This window comes from Aestuariibacter salexigens DSM 15300 (assembly GCF_000429145.1).
Taxonomy (GTDB): Bacteria; Pseudomonadota; Gammaproteobacteria; order Enterobacterales; family Alteromonadaceae; genus Aestuariibacter; species Aestuariibacter salexigens.
This window is the reverse complement of record NZ_AUBH01000014.1, coordinates 36011-56389: the sequence shown is the minus strand read 5'-3', so window position 1 is coordinate 56389 and position 20379 is coordinate 36011. Positions and strand designations below refer to the sequence as shown.

At 42.0% G+C, this 20379-nt stretch carries 16 protein-coding genes and 1 pseudogene; 7 read left to right on the top strand and 10 right to left on the bottom strand.

The features are described from left to right. Window positions 1-250, bottom strand: a pseudogene (locus G441_RS19580) (integrase core domain-containing protein); the annotation flags it as partial. Window positions 251-348: 98 nt separating this feature from the next. Between G441_RS19580 and G441_RS0115150 the strand changes: the two are divergent. Then, on the top strand, window positions 349-1590 hold the full coding sequence (locus G441_RS0115150; RefSeq protein ID WP_084407396.1) for an IS110 family RNA-guided transposase: 1242 nt from the start codon (window positions 349-351) through the stop codon (window positions 1588-1590). Between the two features lie 201 nt (window positions 1591-1791). Here the strand turns inward: G441_RS0115150 and G441_RS18835 are convergent, their stop codons facing one another. Together G441_RS18835 and G441_RS0115140 are read right to left on the bottom strand one after the other, a co-directional pair. Beyond that, window positions 1792-2337 carry a DDE-type integrase/transposase/recombinase gene (locus G441_RS18835; protein ID WP_051275646.1) on the bottom strand — a complete coding sequence of 182 codons (546 nt, stop codon included), beginning with the start codon at window positions 2335-2337 and terminating at the stop codon, window positions 1792-1794. Window positions 2338-2369: 32 nt separating this feature from the next. Beyond that, entirely contained in the window at window positions 2370-2639 is a 270-nt protein-coding gene (locus G441_RS0115140; protein WP_026377141.1) for a transposase, read from the bottom strand. Window positions 2640-2739: 100 nt separating this feature from the next. Here G441_RS0115140 and G441_RS0115135 point away from each other — a divergent pair, with 100 nt between their 5' ends. Then, a complete protein-coding gene (locus tag G441_RS0115135; protein ID WP_026377140.1) occupies window positions 2740-3024 on the top strand; it encodes a hypothetical protein in 285 nt (94 codons plus the stop codon). A 360-nt stretch (window positions 3025-3384) separates the two neighbouring features. On the opposite strand, the gene G441_RS0115130 is transcribed toward G441_RS0115135, so the two are convergent. The 5 genes from G441_RS0115130 to G441_RS0115110 form a co-directional block, all read right to left on the bottom strand. Next, window positions 3385-4341, bottom strand: a complete 957-nt coding sequence (locus G441_RS0115130; protein WP_034475319.1) for a hypothetical protein — start codon at window positions 4339-4341, stop codon at window positions 3385-3387. A gap of 479 nt (window positions 4342-4820) precedes the next feature. Continuing rightward, on the bottom strand, window positions 4821-5459 hold the full coding sequence (locus tag G441_RS0115125) for a sulfotransferase family 2 domain-containing protein (RefSeq protein ID WP_026377138.1): 639 nt from the start codon (window positions 5457-5459) through the stop codon (window positions 4821-4823). An 11-nt stretch (window positions 5460-5470) separates the two neighbouring features. Next, on the bottom strand, window positions 5471-6412 hold the full coding sequence (locus tag G441_RS0115120; RefSeq protein ID WP_026377137.1) for a polysaccharide deacetylase family protein: 942 nt from the start codon (window positions 6410-6412) through the stop codon (window positions 5471-5473). Between the two features lie 65 nt (window positions 6413-6477). Next, a complete protein-coding gene (locus G441_RS0115115) occupies window positions 6478-8286 on the bottom strand; it encodes an arsenate reductase/protein-tyrosine-phosphatase family protein (protein WP_026377136.1) in 1809 nt (602 codons plus the stop codon). Further along, a complete protein-coding gene (locus G441_RS0115110) occupies window positions 8283-10313 on the bottom strand; it encodes a GNAT family N-acetyltransferase (RefSeq protein ID WP_026377135.1) in 2031 nt (676 codons plus the stop codon). The genes G441_RS0115115 and G441_RS0115110 overlap by 4 nt, the downstream gene beginning before the upstream one ends. 232 nt (window positions 10314-10545) lie before the next feature. Here G441_RS0115110 and prsT point away from each other — a divergent pair, with 232 nt between their 5' ends. From prsT to G441_RS0115095, 3 genes are all read left to right on the top strand, one after another. Further along, the gene (gene prsT / locus G441_RS0115105) at window positions 10546-13278 is read left to right on the top strand and encodes an XrtA/PEP-CTERM system TPR-repeat protein PrsT (protein ID WP_169726091.1); all 2733 of its coding nucleotides are present in this window, start codon (window positions 10546-10548) and stop codon (window positions 13276-13278) included. A 143-nt stretch (window positions 13279-13421) separates the two neighbouring features. Then, window positions 13422-14372: a hypothetical protein gene (locus tag G441_RS0115100; protein WP_026377133.1), complete on the top strand. Its 951-nt coding sequence runs from the start codon at window positions 13422-13424 to the stop codon at window positions 14370-14372. Between the two features lie 338 nt (window positions 14373-14710). Then, window positions 14711-16675, top strand: a complete 1965-nt coding sequence (locus G441_RS0115095) for an acyltransferase family protein (RefSeq protein WP_026377132.1) — start codon at window positions 14711-14713, stop codon at window positions 16673-16675. A gap of 62 nt (window positions 16676-16737) precedes the next feature. Here G441_RS0115095 and G441_RS0115090 read toward each other — a convergent pair whose 3' ends face one another. Together G441_RS0115090 and G441_RS0115085 are read right to left on the bottom strand one after the other, a co-directional pair. Beyond that, the gene (locus tag G441_RS0115090; RefSeq protein WP_026377131.1) at window positions 16738-17571 is read right to left on the bottom strand and encodes a PEP-CTERM/exosortase system-associated acyltransferase; all 834 of its coding nucleotides are present in this window, start codon (window positions 17569-17571) and stop codon (window positions 16738-16740) included. A gap of 141 nt (window positions 17572-17712) precedes the next feature. Next, complete coding sequence (locus G441_RS0115085; protein WP_026377130.1) at window positions 17713-18429, bottom strand: SGNH/GDSL hydrolase family protein; 717 nt, start codon at window positions 18427-18429, stop codon at window positions 17713-17715. A gap of 128 nt (window positions 18430-18557) precedes the next feature. Here G441_RS0115085 and G441_RS0115080 point away from each other — a divergent pair, with 128 nt between their 5' ends. Together G441_RS0115080 and G441_RS0115075 are read left to right on the top strand one after the other, a co-directional pair. Continuing rightward, on the top strand, window positions 18558-19286 hold the full coding sequence (locus tag G441_RS0115080) for a S1 family peptidase (protein ID WP_240485153.1): 729 nt from the start codon (window positions 18558-18560) through the stop codon (window positions 19284-19286). Between the two features lie 377 nt (window positions 19287-19663). After that, the gene (locus tag G441_RS0115075) at window positions 19664-20266 is read left to right on the top strand and encodes a hypothetical protein (protein ID WP_156896385.1); all 603 of its coding nucleotides are present in this window, start codon (window positions 19664-19666) and stop codon (window positions 20264-20266) included. Window positions 20267-20379 lie beyond the last annotated feature (113 nt).

Sequence of the window (20379 nt, the reverse complement as noted above, 5' to 3'; positions counted from 1 at the left end):
TCGGTGTTAATTGTCCCAATGAGCGATGTGGTCGTTCATAGTTGTAATCCAGTCTCCATCGCTCAATGATATCTCTTGCCTCGACCAGATTTCTGAACCAGTGTTGATTCAAACATTCATCTCTAAATTTGCCGTTAAAGCTTTCCACAAACGCGTTTTCGGTTGGTTTGCCCGGCCGAATAAACTGCAGGTCTACATTCCGCCATCCTGCCCAGGCCAGGAATGCGCGACTTGTGAATTCGGAACCATGATACCTATTGAGCGAAGCTCTTTAACAAGTAGATTTGTCAAAAACGTCAGCCATCTTCTATCACTTGTCGTGACCAAACAACACGTGGAGAAAATACGATGGCTGACCAAATTCAACATAAACGAAATTTAACGCTTATTGCACTGGATATTGCTAAAAAGCACCACGACGCAAAGGTGCAGTACCCAAGTGGCAAATGTGTATTCGTCCGTATTGAAAACACTTTGGATGGGTATCAACGTCTCTTGGGTATTGCAAAGTCGACGACTGACTCTATCAAAGTTGGCTTTGAACCGACCTCAGACTACCACCGGAATATCGCATACTGGATGCAGCAGAAGGGCATTGAATGCCATTTGGTATCGTCATTATCCTGCGCGAGAGCGCGTGAAATGCTTTATCAGACGTGGGATAAAAATGACCGGAAGGACAGCAGTGTTATTCTGTACCTACTTCAGACTGGTATGTCTCATCCATTTTATGATCCTCTAGTGAATGACACGATGGATATCCAGGAAATATCCAACGCTTATCACCAGATCACAATCGCACGTACAAGATGCTTAAACAGCTTGGTTAACCACAATCTAACCCTTTACTTTCCAGAAGCAGAGCAATTCCTACACAACTCTCGTGCAGAGTGGTTTTGCAAATTTTTACTCAAGTTTCCAATTCCTTACGCTATAACTCGCTATAAACAAGCGACTTTTGTAAAACGTGCATGGGACCTTATTGGTCGAAAGCAGTATAAGCAGGCGTTTCTAGAACACCTGTATGAGATAGCGCAACAATCTATAGCGCTACCTGTCGATTTAAACAGTCACGCCGTTAGCACCTATAAAATGCAGCTTGCGAGATATATTGAACTATCGAAGCTGCGTGTCGAATTAGAAAAGCAGTCTGAAACGTTTCTCCATGAACGAGAAGACTACCAACGCTTACGAACTATACCGGGTGTTGGTGCCATTATTGCTCTGATTATCATTGCTGAGAGCGGCCAGCTGTCACGGTTCAGTCATTATCGGCAATATCTAAATTATTGTGGTTTTAATTTGTCTAGTGTCCAAAGTGGTCAACGTCAAAGTGCGTTCCGGCTCTCTAAACGGGGCAATGCAAGATTGAGATATGCTTATTGGCTGGCCGCGACTGTAGCGATAAGACAACGAGAAAATAGCTTTAGAGCTAAATATGAACGTTACATCAGACAGAATGGTGCCTCACAAGACAGTAAGCGCAAAGCCTATACCGCTGTCGCGGCGAAGCTAGCGAGAGTTGCGCATGCTGTTGTAAAGAAGAACGTGGATTACCATGGTTATTTTGAAGTTAGTCAGGGGACGTAAATCATCGGGCCGTCAAGGCGCTTTGCGACCTCTTAGATAATGCTCTACGCCCCTGACTTTTATTAATGCTGTGTTAAGTCCGTTTGTGCCTCGAAAGAGGACACCCGTATATCATGGTCAGCACAATCTTTACCACAGGGAGCGAGCATTAATGCCAGGAAACTATAATGTCGCTGATTATTGCGAAGGGTATTTTATTATTCAGAAGTTGGTTGACTTAAAAGGTAGTCCGTTGTCGCAAGACAGCTCCTCCGGTAAACCAACATCCGCTCTAAGCCTCTCAAATATCCGTATAAGACGTTCTGAGCTTAGGCTAGTATCCACTTCAATGGCGACAGACTCTCGCGTGTAGTCATCAACCAAGTTAAATACCCTGAACTTTGTGCCGTCATAAAGTGCGTCATGCACAAAGTCCATGGACCAGCGTTGCTTCGGCCTGCTGGCCACTTCAAGCGGCACCTGCCGCTGAGGACCCACTCGACTGCGTCGCTTGCGTCTGGGTATCTGCAACTCTGCCTGCGCATACAACCGCTCGATACGCTTGTGATTAACCGCACCGAACTCACGGCGTATTAATACCGTCAGTCTAGGACTACCAAAGCGCAAACGCTGTTTTGCCAATTCACACAAACGCTGGCTTAGCTGTTCATTCAACATGTTCGGCTTTGGTTTGTATCGCCATGTCATGCGATCCATACCAGCTAGCTTACACGCGCGTCGCTCGCTGATTGTTGTTTTATTCAGCATATGAGTCACTGCTTGGCGGCGTACCGCACGACTCAGTGGTAGTTTCCCTCAAGTGCCGCCTTTAACGCTGAGATATCCAATTCCTTCTCGCCAAGCAATTGCTTCAACTTGCGATTCTCTTCTTCAAGGGACTTCAGCCGTTTAACGTCAGCTGCTTCCATCCCTCCATACTTAGATTGCCAGCGATAGAATGTCTGTTGGCTTATCCCATATTGTCGGCACACATCATCGACTTTAAGGCCATTGTGTTTGCTGTTCAGGATCTTGACGATCTGCTCTTCATTGAACTTGGATTTACGCATTGTCGTTTCCTCTTACTCTTTCAGTTTAGTGAGAAAACTCCCAAATGCGATGGATTAATTCAGTGGGGAAAGGTCAGGGGCGTTAACTTATGATCAAGAAATGCAAAATCTTCACAAAGCAGAAAATATAAGTTTTAAAGATTTTCCGGTTGAGACAACACGGTTACGGTTTTTTGGGGGAACGACTAATCATTGGGGAGGAATGTGTAAGCAATTAGATGAAGTAGACTTTGAGAGAGAGTATGGAGACCTTCCTGGATGGCCAATTTCAAAGAATGAATTAACGCCTTACATGTTAAGAGCACATAAAATATGTGACACGCCAATCCCAAATGAAAAACAGAATGATGCATTCCGGTTTGCGGCCAAGCCTTTAATCGGCTGAAAAGCTCAGCGACAAAATTTGGAAATTGTTTTACTCTTATCGGTATCATACGGATTTCTATTACTTAATTAATTGAGATATCAGTGGATAAACGGAGAGACTTTATGCTCCATTAAAAAATTTAATGTTACCGATAAGTTGCAAGGTAGTATCAGTTAATTCGTAACTCAGAAGTATTAAATATTTTGGTACATCCATTATCCGGTCCCCACTAAAAACTCAGAGGCTGATGTATATCGCTATGTATACATCCTGTATCGGCTTACACAAGAGCTTGATAACACAAAAAAGAGTCGTTTATGAACGTTCTTCCCGGTTTGGCGATATTAAAAATAATCTATCCATAAGTCGTAAGCTTCTTTAAGAATTACCACTCATCATACTCTTGATTACTTTTTGGGTTAACAACTTGTATATACCCCTGTCGAATCTATTGCTACCTATGAAATGTACAAGGCTCACTCTTCCATTAGTAGGATTAGATTTCCAAACCTCCCATTCGGGATTCATAAAGTTTTGATAATCCGGCCACGGCAGCATTTGTGCATTTTTTAGTGATGATATTAGAATGTTATTCGCGGCTTGTTCGCTGCCCCAATTCTCCCAATTGTTTTTTCCAACTAATGCTTCTAGTTCTTTCGAGATGTTTTGCACAATATCATACATACCTCGCATCTTAGGATACCCAGCGAACGCGGCGCAGCCTCGAAGATAGTATTTGAGGTTCACTGACTTTAGCTCGCTGAGGCAACGTTCCGTTTTCACCTGAATATGCCCTCCCGGCCATTTTGAGCTCATATAGCTCATGTACTCGGGGCGAATTTTGTGACTCCATATCGGAGCACCTACCGTAAACGGTATATTTTGAGCTGCCAAGTTATCCACTGTAGGCATAGGTGTCAGGGTGAGGGTGTCGGTGTCTACCTGAATGACATATGACTTTTCAGCTAACTTCGATATATGAACGAGTCGCTCCCAACATCCCCCTGTCGGACAATCGCCAGTATCCACTTCGCTAATGTGCACTATATTTATGTTGGGAATATGTGTCTCGAAATTTTTCCTATCTTCGGGAGTAAGTGACCCATCATCGATGATTTCAACACAACCTTTACCGAAAAAATGAATAAAACTTTTCAAAGCGACCAGTGCCATTAATGCGCCAGAATGGTGGACTAGCGAAACAATTTTTATTGATTCGTCGTAAAAATACTCGCAAGGTTTTGTTTCCAAGACTTTTGAGGCAACACCGTCATAACACCACTTATTGTAACGTCTTGCAGCTGAATCTCTCAGGTTTCGAAAATTGCTAATCATTATTTGTCTCGTTTATTATTATACTTCTGCTCGTTCTTCAGTGTTTGACAATAGCAGTGATTTAAGTTGTCTAATTATATTAAATTTAAGATTTCTCATAATAGCGTTTTATCATACTATGATGCGGGTTTCGAGACTGTTGCATTTGATTTTAAAAAAACAATAACGTCAATTGATATTTATCATTTTTTTCAAGATCTTTATTAGACCTTAGAATCTGCAGTAAAGTCCTAGACGAGCTTACCATAAAGGAGTAGGCTGTCGTATCATGGCTATATAATTAACCCGATGTCAAACAGAAGTGATTTGTTGCAGACTCTACGCTGAGTTCAATAGTTATGTGGGTTTAATGCCACCCGTTTAAATGGATTGATTCAGTCGGGAAATTTAAATGGATTGATTCAGTCGGGAAAGCTCAGTTAAACCCTCAGTATTTATGATAATCCCAATACCCGAGCTATCGCTCACATTATAAATAGTCACCGACTATAACCAAATTCCTCGTAATCTTTTTCGTAAAGCTTGGAAACTATATCCCTTGCCTTCTTGCTAACCTTCGTGTCGCGCTTATTTTCCTTCAATGCTTTATTAACCTTCTTTTCTGACGTGCTAACTTTTTTTAGTGCTAACCTATCCATTAAAAAAAGCTTTGCTTCCTGGACACCGTTATTTTCCAACTTAAATATTTTTGTATGCGGATTTGGTAATATAAAATCTTTTTGTGGTAAAAAATGATTATCCATCCAACCTTTTTTTTTATAGTAATAAGGTAAAATGTTTTTGATGAAAAAATCCAGGGGCATTAATCTGTTTATATTTCTCTCAATATACTTGTGCCAGTTAAACGCGCTAATCGCTTTTTGGAGAGGGTTTCGAACAATAACAAATTGAAAATCGAAAAATTCTTCAGGAAAGAGTATCCGCATCGATTCTGAATCTACATGCTGTGGTGAAGTAAGGTTCCAGTTAAACGACCTCTTTTCTATGACATATTTTTGGTCAAGAAATGCAAGTCTTAGCCCGTCAATTTCGCTTAAAAACGCCTCTATTGCGCTGCCACCACATTTTGGAACGTGAGCGTAATACGCTATATTATTTCTGTATCTTATTATTGGCATCCTTATTTCGCCTAACTCTGTTTGTTTGAAATGAGGCGAATATCAATACCACTCGACGAGCAGGCTTCCAGTATTTTAACAGTTGTGCTATTAAATGAGTTCCAGCTTCTGTTATTCATGACGTAAGGTGTCGACCCTGGTTTAGAGCTGGGCGAATGGAAAGAAAAGATGAGATGCTCTACTGGTTCTAGTTTTAGTACTTTTAGTAATTCCATGTTTTCTTTTAGACTGTAGCCCTCAGCGGATAGTCTGACACGTTTTACACCAAAAATCTTAAGTATAATTTTACCTAATATATTAGAGTTCAAAGTATTCATGAGCTCTGTTGACCTGTTAAGGCGGAGTGAAAGGGGCCTAAATCGACTAATATAACCACAACTATGTGGGATGCGCTGGATACTCTGTTGATTAACTATTTCGTTAGTGTAGCCTGAAAAGTCTGGACCATGTTGATGTCTAAAGTCTGCAAAAGGGGATATGCTTACGTCAACTTTATAGCCCAACTCGTTAAGGATTTTATAACTGTTGTCTCCCACACCATAACGGCCAGCCAGATAAGTAGTAGGCCTGTAACCAACAATCTCTTCAATTTTCTCCGTCAATACCTTTAGCTTTGCATACTCCAGTTCATAGGGTAGGTTGCCAGGATACGAATACTTCTCAGGTACAGGCTCTTCATCCTGAAAAGGTGGGTTAACCCAGGGGTGCAGATGGGTGGCAAATTCAACGCTATCAGAATGGTGAGTCTGAAAATGGCGAATTACTTCCTGGCCTTGCTCTGATGTGACAAAGGCATAGTCCATTGCAAACACAATCTTGGCGCCGACACTTATCAGTTCTTCACAAAATTCTGTGAGTTCTTTGCCGTGCGTTACCTGATTATTTTTTCTGTAGAATCCACCATCCCAATCAAACTCTTCCTCGGTGTGGATAACTATTGAAAGTTTTGTCATATCCCTTCATCGAATCCGTCTTGCTTCAGCTGTTCAGTATGCATGAACCACGCTCATTTTCTCAACTAAAGATTTTCCAGTGTCTTTAATTGTTCAATCTGTTTATCTGCCTGTTCGGTAGGTATGTACAACCATTGAACGTAGGTCTCAATAATATGTTTGATTGCTTCCGTAATCAGCAAATAGCAATGATCTACAGCCTCTTGGCCTTTCCCGTAAGGATCACTGATTGCAGAGTGTCGTCCGAGTCCTTGCGGAATAAAATCAGCGAGATTAAATAGGTAAGGTACATCATAAAATCGGCGCATTGTATCCAGGTTATATTCATCGAAGACAAAAACGATGTCACACGGGTTTAAGTCAGTTTGCTTTAGCCATTTTGAACGATGTTCAAATAAATTGATCCCGAGATTTTCGGCACCAATCAAGCATTCCTCTGGACTTTGTCTGTTCTCGTTCTGGTGGCAGCCATAAGAATGACAGGTAAACGGTAAACCCATATTGTTGATGAGTGTATTGCACACTTTCTCTGCGAAAGGGCTACGCATGATATTGCCGTAGCATACGAATACTATGCGACCTTTTCCCTCGCACTCGTAAAGCGTTCGCATCAGGGAACGCACAAGCTCTTCACCGTGCCCGTCGGAGCGAAACCGAGTTTTAAGTTTGCTCAATATCGCCGAATCCAAAAACTGTTTGTACTCTTCTTTGAACGGGGCCTTGTCGTCTCTGTCGTAACTGTCTACTTTTTCGTTCAGGAAAACATTTAAGAGCGACAACAGTCGTTTGGTAACATAGGCATAACTAACTAATGAGTTTCTCTCCACCGCAATGGCTTGCATCTCAGCACGCATATCGTAGAGGTCATTGGTCAGGCTTCTGGCGAGGGCTTTTTTGTTATATGAACTAACAGGATCGGGTAGGTCGTTGAACTCCCCTAGCAAATACTCAGCATAACATCGCGGGAAGTCGATACCTGCGTGCACTGCCAGAGGAAGAGAGCCCCAGAATCTGGCGTTAACCTCGACCAGTATCCACTTGTGAGTTTCTGGATTTCTTCGAAATTCAAACATGCCTACACCATCAAATGACGTGGCATTGCACATTTTTTCACAGGCTTCGGCCATACTCGGATCGACAGCAATAGCTTTCCTGTAGGAACTTCCGCCGCCTGAACGAGGCTCATTTACCCGTTTATGAGCAAAGATGTATTGGATTTTGCCCTTAGTGGCAAATACCGACACACCTTCACCAATGCCAGTAAAGAACTCTTCGATTAAGAATTCCTCGTCTTCAGAAATGTGAATAATCACGCGCTCAAATGCGCTCTTATCTCTGATTATTTCAACTTTATTTCGCTTGGATAATTTATTTGAGTTAAAGGATTCGACAGGCTTAATCACAAACGGCAAGCCGAATTCTCTGTCAAGCTCTTCAAAAGAGACTTGTTTTATTTTCACTAACTCGCCCTTTGCTACGGGGACGTTGCATTCCAGAGCAACTTTTTTAGTCGAGAATTTATCAAACAGATTTTCGAGTACTTCCATATTTGGAAGCGCCAATTTGGTTTCTTCAGGAAATGCTTCTTGATTCTCAATGAGTGGAAAGATCGCACGTTCATCACAAGGAATGACCAGATCATAGTGCTCGGCGCAGGTGACCTCGATCACCTTCTCAATCCATTGCAGCTGCGTGTATGCCTGATAGTTGAAATACCATGCCTGTTTGATATACACACTCTCGAGTGCAGGGGATGTTCTGTCATAGCAAATTACATGGATGTCGAGCCCCATTTTGCCTAGTGAGCGTATTACACTCAGAAAGCTGCGAGTGTCTTCACCAATAACAAGAGCTTTACGCTTGCGGGTACTCATAATTTTATGACCCCAAATATTGCATCAAGGCCTATTGGGGAAAGGTCAACTCTACTTACTATTTTGTGGTCGACTAAATCGACTACCAGTAATTGTGACGACTGTGCGCTGTCCATGACCCGTTTTGAGCTACGCAGTGCAGAAACACCAACGACGACTAGTCGCTTGTTTAGCGCACATATTCCTCTATACCAACCGCGAATATGTGGTGAAAGTTTTGCAAGATTGACTTCGTTGGTATGTCTGCGAGTTCTGGCATCATAGCATTTGATCAAACCATTCACGGTGGTAAACATTAGAACGCTCTGACTCAATACACCATCATGGACTAGGTTATCGCCAATAAATATTCTCTCATTTGGATCGCTTAGCTTTATCGCATCCATAAAGTCACAGCGAGTAACCCAAACTTCATTATCAAGCTCAAAGCAGTAATTCGGATGTGCGATGTGAGGTTTTGTTGATGGAATAAGTCGGTAATCTTCTTTTCTCGGTCTACTCAATAACCCTGAAACAGTTGGAAAGTAATCCAGTATTTGCCCGTGTTCATCAAGTTTTATGACTTCATCTCGTCCCGTATTAACGGCATATATGATGTTGCCCTTCTGTATTACGTGATGGATATCATTAAAAGTAGGGTGGGATATACTCTGTAATAAATTGAAATTTGTTAAATCGTATTTTTTGATTGTTGTTTCGGTGGGCACAAGCAATGCATTGTTTGATGTGACAGATGCCGACTTGAAAACACGGTTGGTATTCTCATGCAACGTGTCGCCCTGTCCACTGTATTCGACTTTTATGTCATAAGTACACTCACCGCGCTCTGAAAAATTCAACTGAGCTATGATGCCTCTGTCATAGGTTGGCCCCGTTATTCTCTTTGATAATGAGCCGCCACTTAGTATGACTTGGGTATTGGCCAGCACATCCAATGAGGCAGTTCGACGAAAGGAGCTTTTGAATACTCGAGCCTTATTTAGTAGCTTGTTCTTGAAATTATCTCTGTAGAATCGGACTAACTCTATAGGACGGCTGCTATCTGACAGTGAAAGCTTGTACCTTGATTCACCCCCCATAAAATCATAAATCTTTTTTCCGGCGTTCAGATAGTATCGTATTGCAAGAAAATGCGCGACGAGCCCCGGTCTTGCTTGGCTTGCATCATTTTCATAAACATTCGATGAAAGATAAAAACGAATGATAGGACCCTCTACAAAGTTGTAAAGGTAAGAAATGATGTTGTCGCCTGCTGAAATACGCAGTATGTCGATCATGTCCTGTTCAAATGCGTTACGAATAAATCGTTCGTGAAATTGTACGAATTGAGGATTGGTAAAACCACTTCCTACACGAGTACCAGTCCATCGCTTTATATGGTGAGGTGCTGCATCACTAATCCATGATAAAGCCGTCTCTGTAGAGTCTGCTCTTTCGATCGATAAGGTACCCAGATCATTGAATTCTTTCAGGCTGCGTTTTATCTGATATCGTGTGTTTCTTGATAATGAGGCTAAATAATCACTGTCACTTTTATAGTTCACAAGATTTACGTAAAAGCACTGGCTCAACCATTCTGTTCTTTCAATTAAAGGGTGTAACTTGAATGCAGAGACTGCATCTTTGCATGATGCACCAATGACAAACTCATTCCACTGCAGGTTTGCCACACAGTAATCGATAAGAGCAAGCCTAGCTTCTTTGACGTAATCCTTATGCAGTAAAAAATCGTTGTATTCTGTCCATACTTGGTCCAATTCCTGTTTGCCGCTTCGATGGAGGAAAGCCTTCTTCGTATTAATCCCTTTTGTGAATGAAACTATTCCGCACCCGACGGTCTTAACGTTTAATGTAGCTACCAAAATAAGTGTATCGTCTCCACATGTCTTTAACATAGCCTTAATCCATGGCCAAGATAAGAATGTTGAGGCGTTTGACTCTTGGAACAAAGTGCTCCAGATGCGTTTAAGATCTTCGGTTCCAAGCGCTCGGGCTTCAAGTTGTTTTATTTCTATTTTTTCGGCCAACGCATTTTCTCTTGAAGATGTAGACTAAGGCATAAAGACGCTACCTTATTTTCATAACTACAGTAAATCAAAATATAAAGCATGATGCATTCGTGTCATTGCAATAGTTCAAATGTGCATCCCATATATGCTTTGAAGGTCATCATCTAGCTTAATTCCATTGATTATGCAGAGGTGAATAAGCCACAATACACAAAATTTACTTGTAGAACATCGGATGTACAGGATGGTTATGAAAAGAAATACCCTTTTTTCACTCGCAATATTGATCATGGCGGGCTGCCAGCCAGCCAGTTATGAAGAAAGAGTAGAACGAGCAAAAGTAACAGCTGATGGTAACGAGCGGACTATTCTTCTTAAAAATTTAGCCGCTGAGAATCCCAAGAGTGCTGAAGTGCGTTTTTTACTTGCAAAGGAGCTGCACTCAGTTGGGGACGTGCCTGGCGCGACTAAAGAATATGAATTTGCGCTCAGAAATGGATATGAGGTTAACGAGATTATAATTCCGCTGTTAGAGCTCTATCGGCTGCAAGAGCAGAACGAGGAAATCTTGTCGATGGATGAGTTTGCAAGTGCGCTTAAACCTGATACGCAGGCTGCGCTGAACTTTTATTTGGGGCTGTCTAATCTGAGACTTGCTAAAACAGGGCTAGCTAGCGTGTATTTCAAAAGAGTCTATGAAGTTGAAGATAACAACTTCTATGGCTTAATGGCCAAAAGTTACCTGAACTGGATTCGAGGTGACTTTAGAGCAGCACTAGATTTGGTAGCTAGCGCGTTAGAGCTTCGCGATAATCACCCGGAGGCACTGGTCACAAAAGCGCAGCTTCACGTGAATCGAGGAGAATACAATAGTGCGATTGACGAATTGAACAAGGCCTATAATCTTACAATAAGAAGTCATTTAGTGGACATTCTGCTCGCCAAGCTTTTGCTCCAAAACGACAGACTTAATGAAGCAGAAAGACACGTAAATTATCTTCAGAGCAAATTCCCTGAACTCATCGCCGTCAATCAGCTATCCGCGCTTTTAGCGTTTAAACAAAGCAACTTTGAACAAGCTAAACAATTTTCTGAAACTGCCCTTCAAGGCGGAGATGATGACCCAATTACACGAGTTATTGCAGGCACTGCTAACTATCAATTACAGCGATATGAGCAAGCGTTGCAGGCACTAGAGCCTCTCGAAGAAGAACTGATCCCAAGTCATCCAGCTTTCCAGCTCCTTATCGCAACACGTGCGCGAATATATGAGACGAAAAAAGATGGAGCAGCGGCAGATGGCGTCAAGCTGAATGCAAATGATGCAAAATTGTTAGCTTCCTCAGGAATAAAGTTGTTGGCAAGAGGTGAAAACATGGAAGCCAGCGCCATTGCAACTAGTCTGGCGAATGCTGATGTTGACGATAAGCAAGCCCTGCTTCAACTTGGTATGCTTAAAATCGGACTTGGAGATTTTTCAGGTTTGGAGACGGTGTCTTCTGTCCTATCTGACTCGAGAGGAAAGAGCAAAGATAACATCGAGTATCTAATTGCAGTTCTCATGTTAAGTAAAGATTTTGACGAAGCACTTAATCAACTTGAATCAGCACTACAAAATGAACCTGACTCTACTAAATTGTTATCACTTAAGGCGAGAGTATTAGTGGCGTCATCTCGTGTGGAAGAAGGTGAAGCTCTATACGCGAAAGTGTTAAAAAATCAGCCTGATAACGAGCTGGCGCAGTCGTACTTTGCAGAGAAATATATTTCGACTAGAGATTACCTGAGAGCGAAGGAGGCGCTTTTAAGTATTCTAAATTCCAACCCTAATCATTTGCCATCGCTAAGTAAGCTTTTCTTTATAGCGAAGGAAACTGGAGATACTTCAAAACTTGAGCCTTTTATTTTCGGCGCATATGAAGCTAACAAAAACGTTATAGATTACCAGATATTAGCTGCTGCACTGCACGCTGAAAATATGCAAGCAGAGAAAGTGTTAAAGGTCTTGAATCTTGAAAGTTTAACGCAGCAATCTCCCAACCTTGCCTGGCGGTTATGGATTGACTCTACTGCATATTTGGGAAGAGTGAATGAGTCCCAAGAGGGCGCGCTTTTATGGTTGAAAAGTAAACCCACTTCAAGAGAAGCCCTGTCAAAAGCGCTTTTCTTGTATGAAGTGGATGGCCGAATAGGTAAAGCACTTGAGATATTAGATACATTTATCGAAAAAAATGGAAACACTGACTTGTTGTCAGTGCTAAGGATTAATTATCAAATTCAGCTCGGGAATGTTGAGCTAGCGTCAGAGTTGTTTAATGCCATGCCTGAGCCAGTTCAAAACTCGATGCCTGGGCGCGGGTTGCTAGGTCGATTATTATTGAAAAGAGGTCAGCCTTTAGAAGCTCTTCCACATCTCCTCGCCTCTTATGCCGACAGTACTAATCACCTGGTGACGGGGTCTATAATCGCCGCTTTTGCATCTACCAGGCAATTCGAAAAGTTGGAAGGGTTCTTGGAACAGCACGTTGAAAATAACTCATACGATGCAAAAAGCCGTCAAGTATTGGCTGCTTATTTTTCAGAAACAGCCCCTGAAAAAGCTTTAGATCACTATACGGTGTTGTTGGAACAACTGCCATTCGATACTGATGTACTCAATAATTATTCATGGACGTTAGCAAAGCTTGGCAACTACGAAAAAGCACTTTCAATTATAGGGCCCGCTTTAGAAAACTCTCGACAAGCGAAGTACTTAGACACTTTAGGCTTTATTTATCTTGGGCTAGAAAGATACGAGGACGCCATTGCACAATTCAAAGAAGCGTTAAACAAGGAGCCTGAGCTCGTTGAAACGCGTTTGCTTTTAGTTGATGCTTTTATACAGGCTGGGAAGGTAATTGAGGCGAGAGAATTGTTAGAGGGCATCAATGTTACAACAGTCAAACAAAAGGATTATTTAGATAGGCTTAAAAACGCTATCTAAAGTGTCTGATTTTTTTACACATTGATTCTGTTAATGGGTTGGATGTTTTTTAAAAGTTAATGAAATCAATGGTTTGCGATTTTGGCATGTCGGTTGCATTGTGTTTGGATGTGTTAATCAACCAAGACTTTTGAGGTCATAAAATGAAAAAGTTTCTAATGGCGACAGCCGCCACAGCATTATTAAGCGCAAATGCAGTTGCCTCTATCAACTTCCCTGGTGGTGTCTCGCTAATCCCTGACACTAGTCTGGATCTTGATCAGGGCGACGGTAATTTTTCTGAAGATTTTCGTTTCATTCAATGGTGGGACAACTCAGCCACTGCAGCTTCAGCAGACGCGCTTACTACACTCAACCCGTTGGACGCTGCAAACTGGTCTTTGAACGGTATTGGTAGAATCGGAACTTCTGACACTGGAACCGGTGAACTTTATTGCGCATCATGTGAACTGACCGTGCAGTTTGGTGGTATCGGATTGGCTTTCATAGAAATCGATAATCCAGCGCTAACTGCTTTGCTTGGTCCGAACTATACACAGCAGCAGTTGGAAGCTCTGGCTAATTTGATTGGAGCTCCGACTACAGTTTTGGCACCTGATTTAGTGCTGTCTAGCAGTTCTTTCCTTAATGTTTACATTGACCAAACACCTGATTTTGACATTGGTTCAGTGATGAACGATGGCACTGTGTCTGCGGCAGAAATTGCAGCTGCAACCAATGATGATCTTTGGTTGAAATTATCTTTCCAGGATATTGACGTAAACCCTGATAACTTTGGCGACGGTGTATTTGGTTTGTCAAATGCTAATACTCAATTCGCACTCAACGTTGTCCGTGACGGTACCGCTTTGGCGCAGGATAACTTTGTAGACAATGTAATCAGAGATTTGAGTTTGGGTTTTGACGACTTTGTCGATCTGATTGGTTTCGACCTTGGCGCTGTGTTCAATAACGGTGGGTCGGACTTATATGCCTCAAACGGTGCAGGTACATTCTCTGGAGTTGCCGTTTCAGCTCCTGCATCTCTTGGCATGGTTGGTTTATCACTGTTGCTGGTTGGTGCTGCCGCGCGTCGCCGTAAGTTTACAGCATAGTAAGCTGCAAACAGGGCTGGTTGTTTAACACAAGCAAGTCCTAGTAAATAGTTGGAAACTCGGGCGACATGCCCGAGTTTTTTATTTGTGGTCTCTCAAATAAGCTTTTATCGAACGCTGCATTTTGTATTATCGAACTATTAATGCTGTGGTTTTGGGTCAATTAAAGCGCCGACCTAGTTTATGGCTAAACGGTGTACTTGGTTTCTGTATAAAGCAGCAAACAATTTGTTCCGTGAAATAACTAGCGATCATTTTTAGGTTTGATTGAGTCCGACAGGCTTTTATCGAACCATATATGGCAAATATGTAAAGACTGCAAATGAGGGGATTACAAAGTGACTGGCATTAATCGGTACCGGCCAGATATAGATGGGTTGAGATCTTTTGCTGTTTTATCAGTGATAATATTCCATCTTGATAAAACACTACTCTCGGGAGGTTTCGTTGGCGTAGACATTTTCTTCGTGATCTCGGGTTATTTGATCACACTTCATATTCTCCGCGATTTAAGCGCTAATTCGTTCTCAATCACTGAGTTTTACGTCAGACGTATAAAACGCATTATTCCCATGATGTTGGTAGTTGTTGCGTTCACCCTTGTAATTAGCATGATGATCTTCAGGCCTGAAGATACTCAAGACGTTGCAAAATCAAGTATTGCCTCTATTGCCTCTCTCGCTAATGTTTACTTTTGGTTGTTTCTAGAAGCTAGTTATTTTGCCCAAGACAGCTACGAGATCCCTCTTTTGCATCTTTGGTCTCTAGGTGTTGAGGAGCAATTCTACATATTTTGGCCTCTTTTCATGATGCTAATGTTTAGCATTTCTCGAGGAAAGCTAACCTTAACCGTAATTTCACTATTGATGATAGCGTCTTTCACGTTTGGACAATTATGGCATTCCATTTCATCTTCGTTCACTTACTACATGTTGCCATCTAGAGCAGGAGAGTTGATGATTGGCGCTATTGTTGCTTATGTTGTTTTCAAGCGGCCATCATTCAACTGCTCTAAAATCTTGCTAGAGTCATTAGCAACGCTAGCAATTGCTATGTTGATTTACTCATTAGTGTTCTTGTCTGAAAAAAATGTATTTCCCGGGTTTTACGCGGTAATACCGACTCTAGGCGCAGCGATTATCATATTTGTCGGTCACTACGGGACTAGCTGGACAACAAAACTTCTTGCTCACCCCGTTTTGGTCTCTGTGGGATTAATATCTTACTCCGCTTATCTTTGGCACTGGCCCCTTATTTCATTCATTCACTATGCTGAATTTGAGATAGATCTATATGTCGGGACTGGTCTATTTGTTCTCACATTGGTGCTTGCGAAATTAACATTTGAGTTAGTTGAGAAGCCTGCAAGGAGATTTAAGGCAAGAACGTCAAGTGTCTTTCTTTATTATTTCGCAGCTCCCGCAGGTGCATTACTTGCTCTTAGCTTTTTGGTATTTCGATCTGACGGATTCTTCATGCATTACAAAGGTGATGAACTGAGGACTATCAGTGAGAGAAGCAAGGCCGTATATGAGTATGAGTACGCTTGTCAGGAATTTGTGCTCGACGTTAATCATCTTAAGAAGGGCGAATGTACGCTTGGCCAGGGAAGTAATCTCAATGAGCCAGATATACTGCTCTGGGGAGATTCTAACGCTGCGCATTACATCGGAATGATTGGGGCGTTCGCTAGATATGAAAATCTCTCGCTTAAGAACCTTCAGCATTCTAGCTGTCCCCCAATTATTTGGTCTCCGAGTGGTTACGTACCGCCCAAAAGAGAAGAAACCTGCTCTAATTCCCTTGATACAATGGCAGAAGCCGTTAAGCGCTTTGATTCGATTGTGATTTCGGCTGCCTGGATAGACTATGTAAACTATAACTCTGATTTTCTTGAAGTGTTTTTTCAATCAGTAGATGACCTTTTATTTAGCGGAAAACGCATACTTATTTTGGGACACATTCCTCATATTAGCGGGTTCGATAGAACGTGCGATGAAAAATCAGTGTTAATACCAACTATCAAATGCGAACGACCACAGCCCACACCATTGTCAAAAGACATTTTGAATATAAACGCCTCTCTTCATAAGTTTGCAGAGTCTAGAAAGGGCGTTGAATACTTTGATGTGGTTGACTACCTGTGTGGTAGTAACGGTTGTGCCGCGTATGATTCTGAAGACTTTCCTCTATATTTCGATTCAACGCACTTATCCATGGCCGGTTCGTGGAGAATTGGAGAAAAGGTAATCGACAAATTAGACGGCGTACCACCCCAATTCTTCGAACTTATTGCTAAATAACTCAATCACTGTCGATAGTTAGGCGCCTAAATTTCTAAATGAATTCTACTAGCTCACGCTAGTTAGTTTTTTAGCTGTGACCTAATATCTTTTTGAATGTGCGCAAACATCGTTTTAAATCCTGGCGACAAGCCTTTATACAAAAGCGAAGGATTGATATAAAACGGAGCGCGTTTACCGTGATAATCAACGACGGGGCCTATCTGTTCAAACTGTATACCTACAAAACGCATACTGCGTGCCAGTCTTGGCTCCATCATTACATAGGTATGTTTGATATCTTTACAAACGATGTATGCAGCGGCGCTAAAATATAGCCCTACAGCAATAAAGGGAAAACAGCGTAGCTCGGTTACTGAAAAAGTTTGCTGATTAATTCCGCCAACGGCTGCGCCATCAAATTTATCCATCTGACGACGCCTGAACGCTGCAGGTACTGCGAGACGAGATACTTCGCAGACCTCATGTCGAGGAAATTGACTAGGATTAAGTTTGTTGTCAGTGATTGAGTTTAGGCAGTACTTTTCTATTGGTAATTGATGCGAGTCTTCCTGAGGTGTCACGATTCTCACAGTACCTGCATACGCATTACTGTTTCTGTGTTGTATCAGTCCGTGGACTGAGAATGCATCGAAGTCATCAATTTCCTGCTGCTGGCGGTTAGTGGGCTCAAACGATAACTCTTCGCAGTATACGCCGTGTCGAATTTTGAACACCTCGGTCTTTAACGTTTCATCAAACGCCAGGACGGGTGAGAGATAGCTCGAAAAATGTGAAGATATATAGTTAGCTTCTTGCAGCTTTTTATAGCCCTCTATTAGTTTTCCTACTTTCGAGCGGTTCCCTGTTACTTTGATAAGTAGGTCCAACCAACTTTTGCTATCTCTTGACTGCATGCTTACTCGCCTACCCATATTGGTTTCCATTTGATCTACCGTATGATGCCGTCCACGCTATTTTTATATTAGCAGCTTATTCCATATGGTCGACAAGATATCATCGTATTCTTATAAGTGGGGGGAATATAAGAAACAAATTTAATGTATGTGGCTTCTTAGCAGATTTATTAAGGCTTTATTGCCATTTGGGTTCAAATGGATCCCATCCTTTGAGCTGAACTTATCAAGGAGTTGCTCTCCATCCGACAATGCTGAAAAGGCATCGACATAGTGAACATGTGTATATTTCTGACTGATTTGCTTCAGTGCGTCATTAATGTTCCCTATGCGTTTATTATATTCCTCACTGTTTTCGAATAAAGGTGAAGTTGGAAGAAGAGAGCAAAGAAGTAATTTATCTAGGTTCCCGGCAGTTTCTATTATTCGTTCTATGTTTTCTGCAATTTCGTTATCTGTTCTTCTGTTAAGGTCATTAAACCCTATGAGAAGAAACGCCCCCCGAGCAGGATTTATTGAATGGTGTTGCAAACGTCTGATTACACCTTCTGTTGTATCTCCACCAATACCAAAGTTATATGCGCCGCGAGTTATTTCAGGTACTGCAAGCCCTTGTACATGGCTATCACCAATAAAAAGAAAACCATCCGCGGAAATATTCGCGCTCATTCTGGCCTGAAATCCGACATGATGATAGTAGGCGTCTGACAGCTCCGGAGCATGCCCGCCGAGATAGTCTCTGATCACTATGTACAGCTCAGATTTTACGAAAAACGCACCCAGTAAAATGTGAATGAAAAGAGCGTATAACCAAATAATATTCTTTTTCGTAATTAGTGTGCTTAAAAATACTCTCATATTCTGGTATTCGAGGCTGATTTAAAACAGAATTTAATTATCATTTCGCTATTATCGGTTTGTATATGAACTCACGCTACTTGTTTCGAAAAATCGCATATGTGGCTTTACTTTTTCATTGTTTTTGCATGTCCAATGCCCAATCAGAAAGCCTCGTAGACACTGCAGCAAAAGTCACAAAGTCTGTGGTCGCTATTGGTCTATTCACACCATTGGAAAGTAGAGCTCCGAAAATATTAGGCAGTGGCTTTATAGCTGGTGGTGGGAAATATGTTATCACTAACCATCATGTGGTTGAGCAGATGTTAGATCCTACTTTTGTCCAGTATTATGTTGCATTGCATGGTTATGCGAAGGATGTAAGACAATTCAAACTCGAAGTCGATGCCATCGACCCCAAACATGATATCGCCATATTGCGCGTGACTGAACCATGGCAAACCGAGTCACTATCTCTTCGAACAGGTGAAAAGCTCTCTCCTCCGGGTACTGAAGTTGCAATTACTGGATATCCAATTGGTGCTGTACTGGGACTGTATGCGGCAACTCATAGGGGAATCGTCGCAACTGTTGCGCCAGATATTATACCTAGACAAAGTGTAGACAGTCGGTCTGTTACTGACCTTGAGCGTCTAAAATCACCTTCATTAATCTATCAGCTAGATCTTACCGCCTATCCAGGCAATTCTGGCAGTCCACTATATTTGGCAGAAACAGGAGAGGTCATCGGTATCTTGAATAAAGTACTCTTGAGTAGCACCAGAGAGAGTGCATTAACTAATCCCAGCGGAATTAGCTATGCGATTCCTGTTCAACGAATAATGGATTTAGCAAAAGAGAACGATATTGAGCTGTAACAATTGAGATAATGATGACTCAACATATAGTGTCAGTTATTTTTACACAATAATAATTTTTGATGATGTGTTGTGATTTATTTCCATAAAAAACAATCGCTTGTATTGGTGGAATGAATTATGCAAGTAATTGGTTAGTATAAATTGCAAGTTTACACACGGTGTTACGTGAACCATTCGGTAGAGCTATGGTACTATCGGCCCGTGGATGATTTAGAGGTAGTGCATTAATGGATACAAAGAATCCCAACGAAGAATCAAAGTCGGTACATTCTTCTAAGACGCGCAGGCAGTTTTTAAAGAAGGCCTCCGCGGGTGCAGTTATAACATCTTTACCGGCTAAGTCGGTGTGGGGCGCATGCTCTGTATCTGGCGCCATGTCAGGGAATGTATCTGCCGTAGAATCGGGTCGTCATGAGTGCGAGCCTCCTGGAATGTCTGGTGGACGGTCGCCCGGTGGATGGTATAACGGTACGAACGGCTTGTATTTAATTGCTACCGGTCAGCGCTCACATGGTAATCCATTTGCCAAGTTTAAAGCGGTGTTCACGGAGTTAAATAATGATCCTGACGCCTACGAGTGTTACAAGAACCATGTGATTAGTGCGTTCGGTTTAAATCTATTCGATGGCTCTTTAGAAACGCAAGCACTGATCAATCAAATGAACGCACTTAACACTAACTTTGTCGTCCAAGGCTCATGGACTGTGTTGGATGCGATGGTCAATGGCGCAGCGGAATGGCACTTGGCAGCAGCGTTCTTGAACACCTACTATCAGTTATATGACGGTGTTTATACTTCTAACCAGCCTTCAATTATTGAAGCGCAGGCAGTAGTCAAGGCTATTCTGGCGGGGTATTTGACTGCGGTTCAAGGTGGAGCGAGTACTTTGGGATGGTTCAGTGACGCTAACATGGGTTACGACGATAACACCAACGATGATACCGATATTGTCCTGAGTGCCTGTGCAACGATTTAAAATAACACAGTCTTTTAATTAAGCGTATGTCGAAAGATTATGAACATTTGAGCCTAACCCTCGCTACTAATGCGAGGGTTATTATTTTAGATGGGGGGAAATCTTGCGCTTTC

Bases quoted from the DNA above. Each gene is read 5' to 3' on its own strand.
- G441_RS0115150 (WP_084407396.1), top strand. From the start codon at position 349: ATGGCTGACCAAATTCAACATAAACGAAATTTAACGCTTATTGCACTG.
- G441_RS18835 (WP_051275646.1), bottom strand. From the start codon at position 2,337: ATGCTGAATAAAACAACAATCAGCGAGCGACGCGCGTGTAAGCTAGCT.
- G441_RS0115140 (WP_026377141.1), bottom strand. From the start codon at position 2,639: ATGCGTAAATCCAAGTTCAATGAAGAGCAGATCGTCAAGATCCTGAAC.
- G441_RS0115135 (WP_026377140.1), top strand. From the start codon at position 2,740: ATGCAAAATCTTCACAAAGCAGAAAATATAAGTTTTAAAGATTTTCCG.
- G441_RS0115130 (WP_034475319.1), bottom strand. From the start codon at position 4,341: ATGATTAGCAATTTTCGAAACCTGAGAGATTCAGCTGCAAGACGTTAC.
- G441_RS0115125 (WP_026377138.1), bottom strand. From the start codon at position 5,459: ATGCCAATAATAAGATACAGAAATAATATAGCGTATTACGCTCACGTT.
- G441_RS0115120 (WP_026377137.1), bottom strand. From the start codon at position 6,412: ATGACAAAACTTTCAATAGTTATCCACACCGAGGAAGAGTTTGATTGG.
- G441_RS0115115 (WP_026377136.1), bottom strand. From the start codon at position 8,286: ATGAGTACCCGCAAGCGTAAAGCTCTTGTTATTGGTGAAGACACTCGC.
- prsT (WP_169726091.1), top strand. From the start codon at position 10,546: ATGAAAAGAAATACCCTTTTTTCACTCGCAATATTGATCATGGCGGGC.
- G441_RS0115100 (WP_026377133.1), top strand. From the start codon at position 13,422: ATGAAAAAGTTTCTAATGGCGACAGCCGCCACAGCATTATTAAGCGCA.
- G441_RS0115090 (WP_026377131.1), bottom strand. From the start codon at position 17,571: ATGCAGTCAAGAGATAGCAAAAGTTGGTTGGACCTACTTATCAAAGTA.
- G441_RS0115085 (WP_026377130.1), bottom strand. From the start codon at position 18,429: ATGAGAGTATTTTTAAGCACACTAATTACGAAAAAGAATATTATTTGG.
- G441_RS0115080 (WP_240485153.1), top strand. From the start codon at position 18,558: ATGTCCAATGCCCAATCAGAAAGCCTCGTAGACACTGCAGCAAAAGTC.
- G441_RS0115075 (WP_156896385.1), top strand. From the start codon at position 19,664: ATGTCAGGGAATGTATCTGCCGTAGAATCGGGTCGTCATGAGTGCGAG.